This window comes from uncultured Eudoraea sp. (assembly GCF_947258525.1).
In the GTDB taxonomy this organism is placed as follows: Bacteria; Bacteroidota; Bacteroidia; order Flavobacteriales; family Flavobacteriaceae; genus Eudoraea.
In genome coordinates, this window is the sequence record NZ_CAMYIP010000094.1 from 1 (window position 1) to 17,235 (window position 17,235).

General features: G+C 36.5%; 16 protein-coding genes and 1 pseudogene. 8 read left to right on the plus strand and 9 right to left on the minus strand.

Features of this window, described 5'->3' with window-relative positions; all coding sequences use genetic code 11:
* The coding region (locus Q0X89_RS07230; protein WP_297692617.1) for a carboxypeptidase-like regulatory domain-containing protein at window positions 1-420 on the minus strand (420 nt) is incomplete at its 3' end.
* A 165-nt stretch (window positions 421-585) separates the two neighbouring features.
* Here Q0X89_RS07230 and pepT point away from each other — a divergent pair.
* Entirely contained in the window at window positions 586-1,809 is a 1,224-nt protein-coding gene (pepT, locus tag Q0X89_RS07235) for a peptidase T (RefSeq protein ID WP_297692620.1), read from the plus strand.
* Window positions 1,810-1,817: 8 nt separating this feature from the next.
* A complete protein-coding gene (locus Q0X89_RS07240) occupies window positions 1,818-2,408 on the plus strand; it encodes a DUF1801 domain-containing protein (RefSeq protein WP_297692622.1) in 591 nt (196 codons plus the stop codon).
* A 69-nt stretch (window positions 2,409-2,477) separates the two neighbouring features.
* On the opposite strand, the gene Q0X89_RS07245 is transcribed toward Q0X89_RS07240, so the two are convergent.
* The 4 genes from Q0X89_RS07245 to Q0X89_RS07260 all read right to left on the minus strand — a co-directional run bounded on the left by Q0X89_RS07245 (window position 2,478) and on the right by Q0X89_RS07260 (window position 5,719).
* On the minus strand, window positions 2,478-3,824 hold the full coding sequence (locus tag Q0X89_RS07245; RefSeq protein ID WP_297692624.1) for a Gfo/Idh/MocA family oxidoreductase: 1,347 nt from the start codon (window positions 3,822-3,824) through the stop codon (window positions 2,478-2,480).
* Window positions 3,825-3,930: 106 nt separating this feature from the next.
* Window positions 3,931-4,221 (minus strand): preprotein translocase subunit YajC, encoded by a 291-nt coding sequence (gene yajC, locus Q0X89_RS07250; RefSeq protein WP_297692627.1) that lies wholly within the window; start codon window positions 4,219-4,221, stop codon window positions 3,931-3,933.
* Window positions 4,222-4,246: 25 nt separating this feature from the next.
* Window positions 4,247-4,726 carry a DUF1573 domain-containing protein gene (locus Q0X89_RS07255; RefSeq protein ID WP_297692629.1) on the minus strand — a complete coding sequence of 160 codons (480 nt, stop codon included), beginning with the start codon at window positions 4,724-4,726 and terminating at the stop codon, window positions 4,247-4,249.
* A gap of 45 nt (window positions 4,727-4,771) precedes the next feature.
* Window positions 4,772-5,719, minus strand: a complete 948-nt coding sequence (locus tag Q0X89_RS07260) for a transcription antitermination protein NusB (RefSeq protein ID WP_297692631.1) — start codon at window positions 5,717-5,719, stop codon at window positions 4,772-4,774.
* A gap of 172 nt (window positions 5,720-5,891) precedes the next feature.
* On the opposite strand from Q0X89_RS07260, the gene Q0X89_RS07265 reads away from it, so the two are divergent.
* The 5 genes and pseudogenes from Q0X89_RS07265 (at window position 5,892) to Q0X89_RS07285 (ending at window position 11,777) form a co-directional block, all read left to right on the plus strand.
* Window positions 5,892-7,646 (plus strand): ABC transporter ATP-binding protein, encoded by a 1,755-nt coding sequence (locus Q0X89_RS07265; protein WP_297692633.1) that lies wholly within the window; start codon window positions 5,892-5,894, stop codon window positions 7,644-7,646.
* 78 nt (window positions 7,647-7,724) lie between these two features.
* Complete coding sequence (locus tag Q0X89_RS07270) at window positions 7,725-8,096, plus strand: PUR family DNA/RNA-binding protein (RefSeq protein WP_297692635.1); 372 nt, start codon at window positions 7,725-7,727, stop codon at window positions 8,094-8,096.
* Between the two features lie 89 nt (window positions 8,097-8,185).
* Window positions 8,186-10,574, plus strand: a pseudogene (locus Q0X89_RS07275) (M14 family metallopeptidase).
* Between the two features lie 136 nt (window positions 10,575-10,710).
* Complete coding sequence (locus Q0X89_RS07280; RefSeq protein WP_297692637.1) at window positions 10,711-11,265, plus strand: thioredoxin family protein; 555 nt, start codon at window positions 10,711-10,713, stop codon at window positions 11,263-11,265.
* On the plus strand, window positions 11,256-11,777 hold the full coding sequence (locus Q0X89_RS07285) for a GNAT family N-acetyltransferase (RefSeq protein WP_297692639.1): 522 nt from the start codon (window positions 11,256-11,258) through the stop codon (window positions 11,775-11,777). Before Q0X89_RS07280 ends, Q0X89_RS07285 begins: the two co-directional genes overlap by 10 nt.
* Before the next feature lie 49 nt (window positions 11,778-11,826).
* On the opposite strand, the gene Q0X89_RS07290 is transcribed toward Q0X89_RS07285, so the two are convergent.
* From Q0X89_RS07290 to Q0X89_RS07305, 4 genes are all read right to left on the minus strand, one after another.
* On the minus strand, window positions 11,827-12,375 hold the full coding sequence (locus Q0X89_RS07290; protein WP_297692640.1) for a YfiT family bacillithiol transferase: 549 nt from the start codon (window positions 12,373-12,375) through the stop codon (window positions 11,827-11,829).
* 648 nt (window positions 12,376-13,023) lie between these two features.
* On the minus strand, window positions 13,024-13,956 hold the full coding sequence (locus tag Q0X89_RS07295) for a peptidylprolyl isomerase (RefSeq protein ID WP_297692642.1): 933 nt from the start codon (window positions 13,954-13,956) through the stop codon (window positions 13,024-13,026).
* Between the two features lie 107 nt (window positions 13,957-14,063).
* A complete protein-coding gene (locus Q0X89_RS07300; RefSeq protein WP_297692644.1) occupies window positions 14,064-15,464 on the minus strand; it encodes a M20/M25/M40 family metallo-hydrolase in 1,401 nt (466 codons plus the stop codon).
* Window positions 15,461-16,342: a PPK2 family polyphosphate kinase gene (locus Q0X89_RS07305; RefSeq protein ID WP_297692646.1), complete on the minus strand. Its 882-nt coding sequence runs from the start codon at window positions 16,340-16,342 to the stop codon at window positions 15,461-15,463. Before Q0X89_RS07305 ends, Q0X89_RS07300 begins: the two co-directional genes overlap by 4 nt.
* Window positions 16,343-16,531: 189 nt before the next feature.
* Here Q0X89_RS07305 and Q0X89_RS07310 point away from each other — a divergent pair, with 189 nt between their 5' ends.
* Entirely contained in the window at window positions 16,532-17,227 is a 696-nt protein-coding gene (locus Q0X89_RS07310) for a hypothetical protein (RefSeq protein ID WP_297692648.1), read from the plus strand.
* Window positions 17,228-17,235 lie beyond the last annotated feature (8 nt).

Consider the following 17,235-nt stretch of genomic DNA (forward strand, 5'->3'; position numbering starts at 1 on the left):
ATTTAAAATCTGATTTAAATTTACCTGCGGACCAACACTCGCCAATTCCTTAACATCTATGACATCAACAGGAACCGTGCTCTCGGTTGCAACCCTGTTGTGATTACGGGAACCAGTTATAATAACCTCACTCAATTCCAAACCAGATACCAGCGTAATATTTAAAATAGTACTATTTGCCAAAACCTCTAAAGGCTCATACCCAATAAAAGAAACCATTAGCCTGTCGCCCAGGATAGCATCGATAGTAAATTTTCCATCAAAGTCTGTAGTTGTACCTACGCTAGTGCCTTTTTTTACAATGGAAGCTCCCACAAGAGGTACTCCCTGATCATCAGTAACTGTTCCACTTATCTGTCCGTTTGCAATGCCAATAGCACCGAAAACCAGGACCAAAATAACCAAGTAATGTTGTTTCATAACTTATCTAATTTGAGTTAATATTTTTATAAGGTAGGAAAAACTTATCCTAAAGCGCCCATTTTATTGTTTTATCTTCATTTAGAGTTATTGATCTTTACAGACGATGATTATGCAGTTTCAGGCTTTAAAGTAATATTGTAATTTTGAAACAAACTAAATGCTATGCAAAAAATAATTGACCGTTTTATTAGCTATGTTACCATAGATACTCAGAGTGATCCGAATTCAGATAGTACACCAAGTACAGAAAAACAATGGGTGCTTGCCAATAAACTTGTGGAAGAATTAAAACAAATTGGTTTGGAAGATGTTTCTATTGATGCAAACAGCTATATCATGGCTACCCTTCCATCAAATATTGAGAAAAAGGTGCCTACTGTTGGCTTTATTTCTCATTTTGATACAACCCCGGATTTTTCAGGTGCCAATGTAAAACCACGTTTGATTCACAATTATGATGGAGAAGACATTATCCTTAATAAGGAAAACAACATTGTCTTATCTCCGGATTATTTTGATGATTTACTTCTTTACAAAGGACAAACCCTTATTGTTACAGATGGCACAACTCTGCTTGGAGCAGATGACAAGGCCGGTATTACAGAAATCATAACGGCTATGGAATACCTTGTCAATCACCCTGAAGTTAAGCATGGCCCTATCCGTATTGGTTTTACACCGGATGAAGAGATTGGCCGCGGAGCACATAAATTTGATGTTGATAAATTTAATGTAGATTGGGCTTATACCATAGACGGCAGCCAGATAGGGGAATTGGAGTATGAGAATTTTAATGCAGCTGAGGCAAAAATTACGGCTACAGGTAAAAGTGTTCACCCCGGATATGCCAAAGGAAAAATGGTAAATGCAATTGGACTCATTGGCGAATTCATGAATTCATTACCCAAAGAAGAAGTGCCGGAGCATACAGAAGGTCGTGATGGATTTTTTCATATTAACCAGTTGCATGGGGAAATAGAAAAAGCAGAATTGGAACTTATAATAAGGGATCATGATAAATCCTTATTTGAAGACAAAAAAAAGTTACTAAAGAATATTATCAGTGATCTCAACAAAAAACATGGCGATTATTTATCTGTAGAGATAAAAGATCAGTATTTCAATATGAGAGAAAAGATAGAACCTGTTTTTCACGTGGTTGAAATTGCAAAAGAAGCCATGGAAGGACTGGGCATAGAACCAATCATAAAACCGATTAGGGGCGGTACTGATGGTTCACAACTTAGTTTCATGGGTCTACCTTGTCCTAATATTTTTGCAGGCGGACATAATTTTCATGGAAAGTACGAATATGTACCCGTTGAAAGTATGCAAAAGGCAGTTGATGTTATTGTAAAAATTTGCGAACTTGTAGCCCGTAAATAGCTGGCTATATGGATATTGAAGAAAAAATAGAAGCATATTATTCAAAAACTCAAAAATTTAAGGAGGGAATAGCCCAATTAAGAGAAATTGTCTTAAAAACCGAATTGGTTGAAACGCTGAAGTGGGGTTCCCCTGTCTATACTATTAACAATAAGAATGTCCTTGGAATACTGGCTTTTAAAAATCATTTCGGGTTATGGTTTTTTAATGGGGTTTTCCTTAGCGATCCCAAGGGGGTATTGGTAAATGCCCAGGAAGGGAAAACAAAATCAATGAGGCATTGGAAATTTAAGTCAGAGCGTGATATAGATGAAGCAGTAGTGCTTAGTTATATAGAGGAGGCAATAGCAAATCAAAAGAAAGGCTTTGAAATAAAACCATCTCCAAAGACAGAAATTATCATCCCAAAACTATTAAAAGATGTTTTATTGGAAAACCCTGGGCTAAATGAACAATTCAATACGATGGCTCCATATAAACAAAGAGATTATTGCGGGTACATTTCAGAAGCAAAACAACAAAAGACCAAAGAATCACGACTTGATAAAATTATTCCGATGATTTCTAAAGGCATAGGTTTGAATGATAAATACAAATAAAATAATTGCTTGCTCCATAAAACTGTTAGCAGAAATTTATTATATGGACAAATTTAAATCCGGGATTTTTTATTGCGGTAATTTCCAGCCATTGTTATAAGACGCCATCATAATTTCATTAGCCGTTTGATCTGTAAATCTTCCACTATTTGCATCCCAATAAACCCTATTCCCGGATTTGTATGCAACATTTCCCATGTGTGATACCATAGCGGCATCGTAACCTACTTTAATTGGCGCATTGAGGTTCATAGTATTCCTGCTTTTTACGGCCTCTATAAAGTTTTTGGTATGCAGATCCAATCCACTTCCCTGATTCTGTTGCAAGGGCAGAGCTTCCATCCGTGGAATGCCTTCCTTGCCCCACCCCTGAAATTCATTTTCGGGGATTACTTCCCATCCGCTTCTGTCCAGGACCAAAGTACCATTATTCCCAATAAAAGCTATTCCATGATTTCTGCCATAATTTCCTCCATCAATACCTGTAGCATGTTCCCATAGAATGGAAAAATCATCATATTCAAAAACGGCCTGTAATGAATCTGGTGTTTCAGAAGCATCGTTAGGATAGGCAAACTTACCCCCTATAGCCATTACAGATTTTGGGGTTCCAGCTTTCATTCCGTATAGAGCATAGTCAATTAAATGAACTCCCCAGTCTGTCATAAGGCCACCGGCATAATCCCAAAACCACCTGAAATTAAAATGAAATCGGTTAGTGTTAAAAGCTCGTTTTGGTGCCGGTCCCAGCCACATATCATAATCTACCCCGGCAGGTGCCTTCTCGTCCGGAAGAATAGGAACCGGTTTCATCCATCCCTGATAGGCCCAGGCTTTTGCCAAACGTATTTCGCCAAGTTTTCCCGAGTGCACAAAATTAATAGCGTCTACAAAATGGGGTTGACTACGTTGCCATTGGCCTATCTGAACTATGCGCTCACTTTTTTCAACAGTGTTTAACATAAGTTCACATTCCTGCATAGAATTAGCTATAGGTTTCTCACAATACACATCTTTACCTGCGGCTAACGCATCCGTTAGTTGAAGACAATGCCAGTGATCCGGCGTTCCTATAACCACAAAATCAATATCCTTGTCTTCCAGCAATTCTCTGTAATCCTTATACCACTTCGGTTTATTTATACCCGCTTTTTCAAGCTCAGAGGTGCGCCGCCCGAGTACATTTTCATCCACATCACAAAGTGCAATTACACTAACTTCGCTAATTTTCAATAGCGAAAGCAGGTTACTGAAGCCCATACCATTACAACCAATCAATCCCATATTGATCTGATCGTTTGCTCCTACCCTTTTTCGGATAGATGCCAGTAATTCAGCAGGAAATAGGAAAGAGGAACTTGATCCCAAAAGGAACAAAGAACTGTTTTTAATAAATTTTCTTCTGTTAGAGTTCATAGTAAGGAATTATTAAAAAGTTGAATATACAGATTTTCAGCTAATTATAAGATCAAAAAAAACACCGGTGATTACCGGTGTTTTTATAAAGCAAACTCATTTAATTTTATTTTTCCTTGGGTGTCGCATTCAATTTGGAGCTCATTTCCATAGAGATGGCAGATCTATCAAATTTTAATCTACCGGCCATGGTTTCAATAATACAGGAAAAATCCTTATCATTCAAATCCACGACTTTACCATGCAAGCCACTTTTAGTTACTATTTTATCACCTTTCTTCAATGCTGCCGCAAATTTCTTTTCATCCTTTTGGCGTTTCATCTGTGGACGTATCATAAAAAAATATGCTACGGCAAAGATGAGTATCATCGGAAGAAATTGTCCTATATCACCCATAATTTTGTGTTGAGTTTTGTATTACTTATTTAACAGGGCCCAATGCTGCTGTAGGTCCCGCGTCTTTTGGATTAACAAATGCTTTAATTCTTAACATTTCCTGACCTTTTTCCGTGTTAGCAGTCACGGTAATAGTCTTGGTAACCTGATTTTGACCTGAACCATTAAACTTCACAAGAAGTTCACCAGTTTCACCCGGGGGAATAGGATCCTTAGGAGGATTCGGTACCGTGCACCCACAACTACTAGTTGCATTTGTAATAATGAGAGGCGCGTTACCTGTATTAGTAAATGTGAAGACAGTCTCCTGCGGAGTTCCTTGTGTAATGGTACCGAAATCATGTTCCGATTTATCAAATTTCATTACAGGAAGTTTTTTTGCCTGCAAGTCTCTTTCTGCTGCCACTTCAACATTAGCGGTGTTAACTTTACTGGAGGCATTCTCCTTACATGAGCTAAACATTAATGCTGTGGTCAAACCGAGGGCGATAAATAATCTTTTCATTATAATTTTGTTTAAGTTTTGCATGCAAAATTAAGGAATATTTGTTTATAATAATCCTCTCCCTGTTTTTTTCAATTTTCCACTAATCTTGTATTCTTTTACCAATTTATCCAAAATACCATTAATAAAGATGCTGCTCTTTGGTGTGGAATACTCTTTTGCAATTTCTAAATACTCATTAATGGTTACGCGCTCTGGTATAGAAGAGAAGCCGGTAAGTTCACAAATGGCCATCTTTAAAAGAATAGCATCTATATCTGCAATTCTATCTTTATCCCAGTTGGGTGTTTTTAATTGAATCTCTCCTTCAAATTTCTTATCATCTAAGAGGGTTTTTGTTAATAACTGATCTGCAAAGACCATATCATCCTGGTCCTTCAAAAGCTTTGGTAAAAAGTAGGAATGACCAAATTTCGCATTTACCTTCTTCAATTGCCTTAAAACAAACGTATTCACCAGAGGGATATCATCTACCCAGGTTAATTCGTCATCCTCAAAATATTCGTATATCCTTTCATTTGGTGCAATTACCTCCTTAAAAAGATTTGCTATAAAATTTTTATCCTCTTCATAGCTACTTTCAGTATTAAGCATATACTGCTCAAAAAGTTCACTATTTTTTATTTCATTAAATACTATTTTGACATAATCCTGGTGCAGATCCCAATTGTTTAATTTCCTTTTTGCCAATTCATTTTGCAACATGGAGTTATTTGCAATTTGCCGAAGTACCGCATTGTTCAGAAACTTTTTCTTATCAGGATATTTCTCGTCGTTTCCGTTCAAATATTTTTTAGAAGATAATCTGATGAAATTATCCTCCATTTTGTGAAGTTCTATTAATAGACTTAAAACAAGTAGGTAGAGCGTATAAGTGTTATCAATGCTTATTCGGAGAAATTTTTTCTGTTTTTCTAAAGATTCATCGTGCGATAAGGTTAAAGCATATATGCATTGCATAACTTTTACCCTGATTTGCCTTCTTGTAAGCATTTTAAAGAACCTTGTGTTAAATTAGAAATACAAAACGCCGCAAAAATACTAATCTAATTTAAATCCAAACCTAATTCTCAATTTATCTTATCAGTTTTATAACATTTGTTTTGTGACCAATCAGCTATATTTGTCCTTCACTTAAAACCAATTTGCATTACCAGCCATTTTAATGAAAGAACTCAGGCATTTAGACAAATACTTCAAAAAATATTGGTTCAAATTACTCATTGGTATTATTATTACCATTATTGCGAGGATATTTCAATTGGTAATGCCTTCCTATGTAAAAAAATCAATTGAAGTAGTTGAAAACTATGTGGCTTCCCAAATTACAGAACCACAGGCAAGAGATTTGCTTTTGGAGTACATACTGATCATTGTCGGTGCTGCTTTACTATCTGGATTCTTTACTTTCTTAATGCGGCAGACCATTATAAATGTATCGCGATATATTGAATTCGACCTAAAAAACGAGGTATTCGATCATTACCAACTTTTAAGTCTGAATTTTTATAAAAAGAATCGTACCGGTGATCTTATGAACAGGATAAGTGAAGATGTAGGTCAGGTGAGGCTCTACACCGGACCGGCGATAATGTACGGAATTCAAACACTAACCCTTTTTGTTTGTCTTATTCCTCTTATGTTCATTAAGGCCCCAACAATTGCATTTTATTCATTATTACCCTTACCAGTACTTTCAGTTTTAATTTATCAGATAAGTAAAATTATTCATAAACGAAGTACCAAAGTACAGGAATACCTTTCTACCTTATCAACCTTTGCCCAGGAATCTTTTTCCGGAGTATCCGTAATAAAAGCTTATAACCTGGAACCACAGATAAATAATGAAGTTATTGTTCTCGCCAATGAAGGGAAAGATAAAAGCATGGATTTGGCCAAGGTAAACGCCTGGTTTTTTCCATTGATGATCTTGTTAATTGGAATCAGTAATATTTTCGTGATCTATGTGGGAGGCAAACAATATATAAATGGTGAAATCTTATCTATTGGTACCATCGCCGAATTCATCCTTTATGTAAATATGTTAACATGGCCGGTTGCTGTTGTTGGATGGTTAACCTCCATTGTGCAGCGGGCGGAAGCTTCCCAAAAGAGAATAAATGAGTTCTTAAAGGAACAGCCTGAGATTAGTAATAAAGTTATGGAAGATACCCCTATTAGCGGCTCCATAGAGTTTAAGAATGTTACATTTACCTATGAAGACACAAATATTACAGCACTTAAAAATATATCTTTCACGATAGATGAAGGGGAAACGGTTGCAATAATTGGAAAAACCGGATCTGGAAAATCTACTATCCTGGACCTAATTGCCAGATTGTACGATGCTTCTTCCGGAGAAATATTAATTGACAATGTCCCGGTTCAAAAATTAAACTTAAATAGTTTAAGGTCTGCTATCGGCGCTGTTCCGCAAGACGCGTTTCTGTTTTCTGACACCATAAAAAATAATATCAAATTTGGCAAAGAAGACGCAACAGAAAGTGAAATTTTAGAAGTTGCCAGAAAAGCTGCAGTGCATGAAAATATCATGGGTTTTTCGAAAAAGTATGATACAATTCTTGGAGAAAGGGGAATTACCCTTAGTGGAGGTCAAAAACAGCGTGTGTCCATAGCCAGGGCATTGCTAAAAGACCCCAGGATATATTTATTCGATGATTGCCTGTCTGCTGTAGATACCGAAACTGAAGAAGAAATATTACAAAACCTGAAACTTGCTTCACATTTACGAACCACACTAATCGTAAGCCATCGAGTTTCTTCAGCCAAAAATGCAGATAAGATAATAGTCCTGGAAGACGGAAAGGTCCTTCAAGAGGGCACTCACAACAAATTGATAGAAATAGACGGCTACTACAAAGAGCTGTATATCAATCAACTTTCAGCGAAAGAAATCTAGCAAAATGTTGCTGGATAAGCTTTTTTTTTTCATTTTTGAAGATATTTTTGGAATAGTAATCAACTATATATATAACAAATGAGCGATAAAGATTTAATGGATCAGGAAGAAATTTTCTCAAAAGTTTTAAGGGCAGGGAGAAGAACTTATTTTTTTGATGTTAGAAGCACAAAGGCAGGAGATTATTATCTGACCATCACGGAGAGTAAAAAATTTACACATGATGATGGCTCCTTTCATTATAAGAAACACAAAATATATCTCTACAAAGAAGATTTTCAATCTTTCAGAGAGATTATGGGAGAGATGATGGACTATATTATAGATGAAAAAGGGCATGAAGTCATCTCAGAAAGACATCAAAAGGACTTTAAAAAGATAGAGCCTAGTGAGAACGGAGAAATATCTTCTACTGATAGTTTCACAGATTTAGATTTTGAGGATATCTGAATTAAAATCACAAAAACTTCTAAACGACCTTTGTTTTCAAAGGTCGTTTTTTATTTTTATACCCTAACACATTCAACTCACCTTAAAATATGAGAAAAACTACAACCACGCTACTTCTTATCTTCACCTTTTTAGGTCTCGCACAAGATTCGATTGATCTGGATTATTATTTACCTCAGAATATGACTTATGACGAAAAAATCCCAAAACCTGCTGATATAATTGGTCATGAGGTTGGCGAGTGGCACGTTACACATGATAAGTTGATGTTTTATATGCAAACATTGGCCGAGAAAAGCGATAGGGTAAGTATTGAGAATCGCGGATTCACTTTCGAAGGCAGACCTATAGTGCTACTTACGATCACCTCACCTGAAAATCATAATAATCTGGAAAGGATTAGAGAAGAGCATATAGCACTAACTGAAGAGGAAGGCACTTCAGTTTCACTGGAAAATATGCCCATTGTAGTGTATCAGGGGTTTTCCGTTCACGGTAATGAACCCAGTGGTTCGAATGCAGGATTGGCTTACGCCTACTACCTGGCAGCGGCACAGGGTCCTGAAATTAATGAACTACTTAACAATTTAGTAATACTTATGGACCCATCATATAATCCGGATGGGCTTCAGCGTTTTGCATATTGGGCCAATACCAATAAAAGTATTAACCTTAATTCCGATAATAATGAAAGAGAATATCACGAAGTTTGGCCTGGTGGCCGGACTAATCATTATTGGTTTGACATAAACAGGGATTGGCTTCCGGTTCAATTACCCGAAAGTCGTGCGCGAATAGAGACATTCCATATGTGGTTACCAAACATTCTAACAGACCATCATGAAATGAGTACTAACGCTACTTTCTTTTTTCAACCGGGTGAGCCTACAAGAGTCCATCCACTAACACCTGTGATGAACCAGGAGCTAACCGCAGAAATAGGAAGTTATCACGCTAAAGCCCTGGATAAGCTAGGATCTCTCTATTATTCAGAAGAAAGATATGATGATTACTATTACGGAAAAGGTTCTACTTTTCCTGATGTTAACGGGGGTATTGGAATTTTGTTTGAACAAGCCAGTTCAAGGGGACATATTCAGGATACTGAAAACGGCACCCTCACTTTTCCATTTACCATCCGAAATCAATTTACGACTGCCATGTCTACTGTAGAAGCCGCGAAAAATATGCGCGTAAAGATTCTTTCTTACCAGAATGAGTTTTACCGCAATATGAGAAACGAAGCGGCAAAAAGCAGGACTAAAGCAATAGTCTTTGGTGATAATAAAGATGCGGCCAAAACCTGGCATCTTGCTGAAATACTCAACAGGCACAAAATAAATTTCCATGAACTGTCAGCGGATGCTACTATTCGCGGTAAATCGTTTAAGAAAGAAAATAGTTATGTGATTCCTATGAATCAGAAAAATCATAGGTTAATAAAAGCTATGTTCGAGAAGCGAACAACATTCACAGACAGTTTATTTTACGATATTTCGGCATGGACATTTCCCCTGGCATTTAATGTTGATTATGCTGAAGTAGAATCCTTGACAAATGCTGGAGCGCCAATAACAGACTTTAAGCCGCTAACAGGGAATGTGAGTAAACATAGTAATTATGCCTATTTATTTGAATGGCATGAATTCTATACACCCAGGGCCCTGAATAAAATTTTATCAAAAGGGCTTAGGGCCAAAGTAGCAAAATCCAGATTTACCTTAGAGAATAACACCTATGATTACGGAACTATAATGATTCCTGTGCAAAACCAGGTGTTAAGCAGCAAAGAACTATATGAGTTTCTTAAAGAGGTAGCCGATGATAGCAAAATCAAAATAACCGCAGTTAATACAGGCTTATCGCAAGGAATTGACCTGGGTAGTAACGATTTTGATCCTGTTAAAAAGCAAAAAGTTGCGATAGTGGTTGGTAGGGGTATAAGATCTTACGATGCGGGAGAAATTTGGCATTTATTTGACACCCGTTATAATATGAAGATTACCAAAATTGACATGGATTATCTTAATTCTGTTGATTTGAGTCCATATACAGATATTATAATGCCCAGATCAACAATGAAAACTTCTAATGATAAAACTGTCGCCGAAAAGTTAAATGATTGGGTGAAAGCAGGAGGAACACTAATTGGTTATGGCAATAGGGCTAATTGGTTTAATGAACATGAGCTTATGAACTTAAAGTTTAGAAAAGACACCCTGGAAGCATACTAACATTTATATAGAACCAGACAAGGATAGTTATAATAATCCAATTCGGTACACTAATCAGCCCTTGCAAAGTGGGTATATTTCTGAAGAAAATCTGGAAATGATTAGAGGCAGTGTTCCGTTTAAGGTACAAAAACATGGCAAGGGCCGGGTTATTTTATTTACTGACAATACTAACTTCAGGGCGTTTTGGTACGGCACAAATAAATTATTAATGAACGCTGTTTTCTTTGGAAAAATAATGTAGAAAGTTAAATTTTCAGGGGTTTCATCCGTACTGCAGCCAGCATTTTAACCCTGAGTATAAATAGGATATAAGAAGTGACTTTTATTTAATTTATATCTACTAACTTTAATCCTGTTTAATTGAAAAAACTCAAAAGATGGCAAGAACACCCAGCAATATGCTGCCTTTGGGCACTATGGCCCCAAATTTTAAGTTACCCGATACCATAAGTGACAAAGTAGTCGCTCTTGAGAATATAAAAGGTGAAAAAGGAACTCTGATAATGTTTATCTGCAATCATTGTCCCTTTGTTAAACATGTAAATTCTAAAATCGTAGAATTGGCAACTACTTACCAATCTAAAGGAATAGCTTTTATAGCAATCTCCAGTAATGATATTGTGAATTATCCTCAGGATGCTCCAAAACTAATGAAGCAAACGGCCTCAGAAGAAAAATACAGTTTTCCATATTTATTTGATGAGTCACAAAAAGTGGCCAGGGCATATGAGGCTGCGTGTACTCCGGATTTTTATCTTTTTGATAATGAACTAAAGCTTGTTTACAGAGGACAATTAGACGATTCCAGACCAGGAAATGGCATACCACTAACCGGATTGGATCTTAGCAATGCTATGGATTCATTGTTAGGCAACAAACCTATAAATCCGGTTCAAAAACCAAGTATAGGTTGTAATATAAAATGGAAATAAAATTTGAAGCAGTATCAAATGAGACCTGCCAACTCTACTGTAATTTAGGAATAAAGGCTTACAAAGAGCACTATTTGCACTTATGGAAAAATAATGATCCCACTCCATATATAGAAGAAAGTTTTACCACAGAAGTTGTACGACATGAATTGAAAGACAAATCATCATCGCTATGGCTGATATATCAGGCAAATAAAGCGGTTGGTATTCTTAAACTTATAAAAGATGCTCCTATAGCACCTAACATTTCAAAGGAAACCGTCTTTTTGGAAAAAATATATATTTTAAATAAATACTCGGGCACAGGGATAGGAAGCCTTGCTCTGGGTTGGGTTGAAAAATACTGTCTGAACTCAAACAAACACTTGTTATGGTTGGAAACAATGCAAAAAGGACCGGCACTTAACTTCTATCTTAAGAACGGATATGAAATATTAAAAGAAAAGCAATTGAAATCTGAACAGGTTTTAGAAAAACAAAAGCCGATGTATGTACTTATGAAAAAAGTATAAAACACATAATTCTCACGTATTCGTCAATTGATTAGGTTTTGAACATACCTTATGAATTCCACCCTTCTCGTTGTAAAAGACTTTTGATATGAGCGTAATGATGGTTTCCATGCCATACATATCGTCCAATATTTTCTTCAATTGTAGTTGACTCATTAGTCTCAGGATGTATAAAACTTCGCTTTAAATCTATAGAAGAAAGTCCTTTAAGTAAATATACCAGTTTAGCATGTACTGCGCTGAGATGATTAAGTGATAATTCAATGGGAGCAGTCCTGGTATCAAAAAGTTCTGCCCATTCCTTTTCAAAATAAGGTTTAATAATAGGATTTTCTTCTGTCAATGCCCATTTAAAACGTATATAGCTATGATGGTGACTATCGGCAACATGATGAATAAGTTGACGTACGGTCCAACCGCCCGGTCTATACCTAGTCTCTAGTTGAGTTGTTGATAGTTCCTTTACCAACAATTCTAATTTATTTGGAAAATGCTCCAAAATACCAATCCATTCTTCAATTTGATCTTCTGATATTGAGGAGGGTACTTCAAACTTACCGATGGGATAACGTAATTCTTCAATTTCTATATTTTCCATATTTTCAAAAATAATGATTTTGATTTCCTATAAGCTAATTTAAGATCTATTATGTAATGACCATACTCTGTTAGTTTTCAACTTAAAAAAATTAAACTTTAATTCAGAAGGATCCCAGGATCACACACAGGTCTAAAAATCTTTGACATTAATTAAAGTCTTCTGATCTCAAAGGGTTTTTTTTGTTTGGCATAAAAGAATATCATATTTATTGGACACCTGTAAGAGTCTTCAAAATGGTATCAGAAATATCTTATAACTTGGTTAACAAAATTTTATAACTCATTGAATTTAAGCTTGATCTTTTGTAAAACCTTCTTTAATTTTATCGGTGTATTGCACAGCCTAATGTTCCCCCCTTTTATAGACATCTTCTAGAATTACTCTGTTTTTGGTAAATAGCAAGTAGGGTTTATAGCTGCCCAGGTGTTATATAAATAAGAATGTACCCCCACAAAATAACCTAATTAACTGTTATGTCTGTTTTTTCTGTAATCGTGTCTCTTGTATTAGCTATCAACTTAATACTTATTGTTTTTAGCGCCAATAAAGCCAAATAAAAAACTTCTTCCAAATTAATGAAAGAAGTTGACGGTAATAAATAAACATCAGGGTCTCCCCTTTTATTATTTTTATTGAACCAGGGTTTTATTTGGTATCCATAAGTTCAACATCAAAAATCAGCGTAGCGTTTGGAGGTATTACTCCTCCTGCACCCGCGCTGCCATAACCAAGTTCTGATGGAATTACGAAACGAGCTTTATCTCCTACTTTTAATAAACTAATGCCTTCATCCCAACCCGGTATTACCTGTCCTATACCTAATTGAAAATCAATGGGCTGATTGCGCTGGTATGAAGAATCAAACACTTGTCCGTTTGTTAATGATCCTTCATAATGAACAGATACTGTATTTCCTTTAATTGCCTGATTACCATTGCCCGCTTTAAGAATTTTGTAACGAAGTCCGGTGTTAGTTATATCAAAGCCGGCAGCAACTTTTTCTAATTCTGCCTCTGCTTTACGTTTTTCTTCCTGCAACCTTTTTTCACGGGAACTTTCAAAAGTTGTAAAAGCTTCAACTGCATTCCAGGATTCTGCCTCACTTCCAATTCTTACAATTTCCAGACTATCAATTAAATCTCCCTGAGCAATTTCATCTACAACATCCTGGCCTTCAACAACTTTTCCAAACACTGTGTGCTTATTGTCTAGCCATGGCGTAGCAACATGTGTAATAAAGAATTGACTGCCATTGGTACCAGGGCCGGCATTTGCCATGGAAAGTACTCCTGGTTCTGAATGTTTAAGGTCTGGATGAAACTCGTCATCAAATTTATATCCTGGATCTCCTGTGCCTGTTCCTTGCGGACAACCACCCTGAATCATAAAATCCGGGATTACCCTGTGAAAACTTAAGCCATCATAATACGGCGTGTTTTTTGATTTGGCTGAATTCTCCTTGGCTCCTTCTGCCAGTGCTACAAAATTACCTACTGTGCCCGGGGTCTTATCGTGCGTTAATTTTACTGTTATTTCTCCTTTAGAAGTATTGAATTTCGCGTAAATTCCGTCTTGCATTTCTCTTTTTTTTGATAAGCTGCAAAGGTAATAAATTTAAACAGACAGGCATTTATTATATCTTACCTATAGCTTTTGTTATAGTATAATTGGATAGTAGGAAGGTGTTATTTATCTGCTCCTGTATTTTCCGAAGCTGTGCCATATTTGTCAATTAGATATATCAAACTTGCCATAGTGGCTGCGCCAAGCTCCAGTTCTCGCTTATTGACATGTTTAAATGTATCAATCTCGGTATGATGGTGGTCAAAATATCGCTGGGAATCGGGCCGCAGTCCGGCAAGAACAATTTGGTCATTTTTTAAAGGGCCAATATCGGCTCCGCTGCCTCCTTGCTCAAATAAATGAACGTAATACGGTTCAAAAAGTGATTTCCAACGTAAAATTTTGGCAAAATCAGTTTCAGAACAGTCAAAAGAAAAACCTCTGGGTGTAAACCCGCCTGCATCACTTTCTAAGGCAAATACATGGTTCTCATTTTTACTTAAAGCAATCTCGGCGTAAGTTTTTGCACCCTTTAGTCCGTTCTCTTCATTCATAAAAAGTACAACCCGGATTGTTCGTTTGGGGACATACCCTGTTAATTTTAGTAATCTAAGGACTTCCATACTTTGAACACATCCGGCACCATCATCATGGGCACCATCGCCTAAATCCCAGGAATCAAGATGGCCTCCAACCAAAATAATTTCATCGGGGTGCACGCTTCCTTTTATCTCTCCGATAACATTATAAGATTTAACATCCTGCAGTTGCCTGCAGTTTTGTTTAAAATAGAATTTTATTTCAGGATTAAGTTTTAAGGTCGTGCTTAGTAATTCTGCCCCATTGGTACTTATAGCAGCTGCCGGAATTCTATCCTCTAAAGATATATCACCATAGCTCATACCTCCAGCATGAGGATAATCATCAAGGCGAAGGTTCATCGAACGGACAATAATAGCCACAGCTCCATATTTTGAAGCTTCTTTAGCTCCAGAATACCTTTGATTGACGCAAGAAGAATATGCTTCAAACGTATTAATAAGACTGGGATCCATGGGTTTGTTGTAAAAGACAATTTTGCCTTCAATTTTACCACGCCCAAGCTTTTCCAGTTCTTCAATACCATTTACTTCAATAACGTTCGCTTTGATCCCTCCTGTAGGGGTTGCAATAGATCCCCCTAAAGCGCAAATAGGTACATTATTGGTAATTCCCGGTTTACTTTCAATAAAGGCAAATTCAGGTACTCCCCTAACCCACTTAGGAACAATTACAGGTTGTAACCAGACCCGGTCCAGTCCCAGGGAATCTAATTTTTGTTTGGTATACTCAACAGCCTGTTCAGCCTGAACAGAACCCGTAAGTCGCCCTCCAATCTGATTGGATAAATAATTCAACCAAGTGTAAGACTCCGCTTGGGTCAGTTCAGCGTTATAAATTGCTTTTAACTGTTCTTTGTCGTCTGTTTGCGACCAGATTGGTCCAACCAATAAAATTGTAAGAATTAGACCTAAAAATCTCATTTTTCTTTTTCCAATTTGGATTTATATATTTCAATATTAGCCTTTATTTCGTCATCAAGCTCTGGTTCCTTAATATCTTTGTATTTTTTTAACGATTCCAGCAATATAGTGGCAACAATTAACCTTGAAGCTCTTTTGTTATCAGCAGGAATAACATGCCAAGGCGCATTAGGTCTGGATGTCTTATTGATGGCTTCCTCATAACATTGCTGATAATTATCCCAGAGATTGCGTTCTTTTATATCACCTGGAGAGAATTTCCAATTTTTTTCTTGGAGACGCAATCTCCTTAATAATCTTTGTCTTTGCTCTTCTTTAGAGATATTTAAAAAGAATTTGAAAATAAGGGTTCCATTTTCTGAAATATGGCGTTCGAAGTTGTTGATTTGTTCGTAACGTTTTTCCCAGAATTGTTCATCTATATCTGCTACCGAATTAATATTTGGGATATTCTCGATTAAGATATACTCGGGATGGACTTTAGTTACCAATACATTCTCATAATGAGTTCTGTTAAATACGCCAAACTTTCCTTTTGGTGGAAGTGCTATATAGTGTCTCCATATATAATCATGATCCAGTTCAAGTTCCGTTGGAACTTTAAAGCTGTGCACCACAACGCCTCTTACGTTGCAATCTTTAAACACTTCACGAATAAGGCTATCCTTGCCAGCAGTATCCATCCCCTGAAAACAAATCAGCACAGCATACTTACCATGCGCATATAGCTTATTTTGAAAATCACCTAAATCTTCACGTAATTTTTCTAGTTTCTTTTTGAGCTCTTTATCCGTGCTATCAAGATTTTCAGAAGTTTTCAGATCTGCCAATTTTATATCAGGAACTATCTTGTAAGCGTCTATATCTATTTTCTTCATGGGTTGAATATAAAATATTTTGTTGTCCTGAGAAAGGCTCAAATTTAAAAATAACCCTTTATCCTCAATATTGTACCATTCGCCCTTTAATCGATAAAGAAGGGGTAATTAAACGAATAAATAAGGCCACGGGAGGACCGCGCTCTATCTTTACCATGCCTAAATTTTACAATATCAATACATTATGCTATGAAGGTCCTACGTATCATTCTAATGTTCCTTATGCTTTTTTCTATGTCTTCCTTCAATATGAGTAAGGCTTGTGAATATGCAGGATCAAATATTGGGTACATCAAATCCCAGACTGAACGCGCACTTGCGGCTGAAGACATTAATACTTCGCGTTTCTACGCATATAAAGCCCTTAATGCGATTGAAAAATCGAAAGAACAAATTGAAGCTTGCGGATGTGAATATGCTACGGAGAGCATTTATGAAGGCCTGGATAATCTAAAAATGGCAACCAGGGTTACTTCATTAAACAGTGCAAAAATTCTCTTAACACGTGCATTGGATAACTCTCTGGGAAGTCTTGAAGCAATCAGAGATCACGATGAACACCTCGGAGGAAGTATGTACGCCAATGATATGTTGGCTATGAACACAAAAACTGCAGAAAAAGATAAATTAAGAATGGTATTGCCGGTGGGTAAGGAACTGGAAAGAAAAATTGATCTCTCCCTTGTCAATTATCAAAATTCTCTAAACGAAGTAGTAAATAGCGTAGAATGTAAAGAGGCCTATGAGTTTGCCAGTAAGATTTATGCACATTGTGAACAGGAACTTCTAAAACCAAAACTTACAGAAGCTAAAAAGTACTACAATTTAAGAACGAAACAAATTACCGCTCTCGCCCTTGAGCAATTAAAGGATTGTAATAAATAGTACAAAAA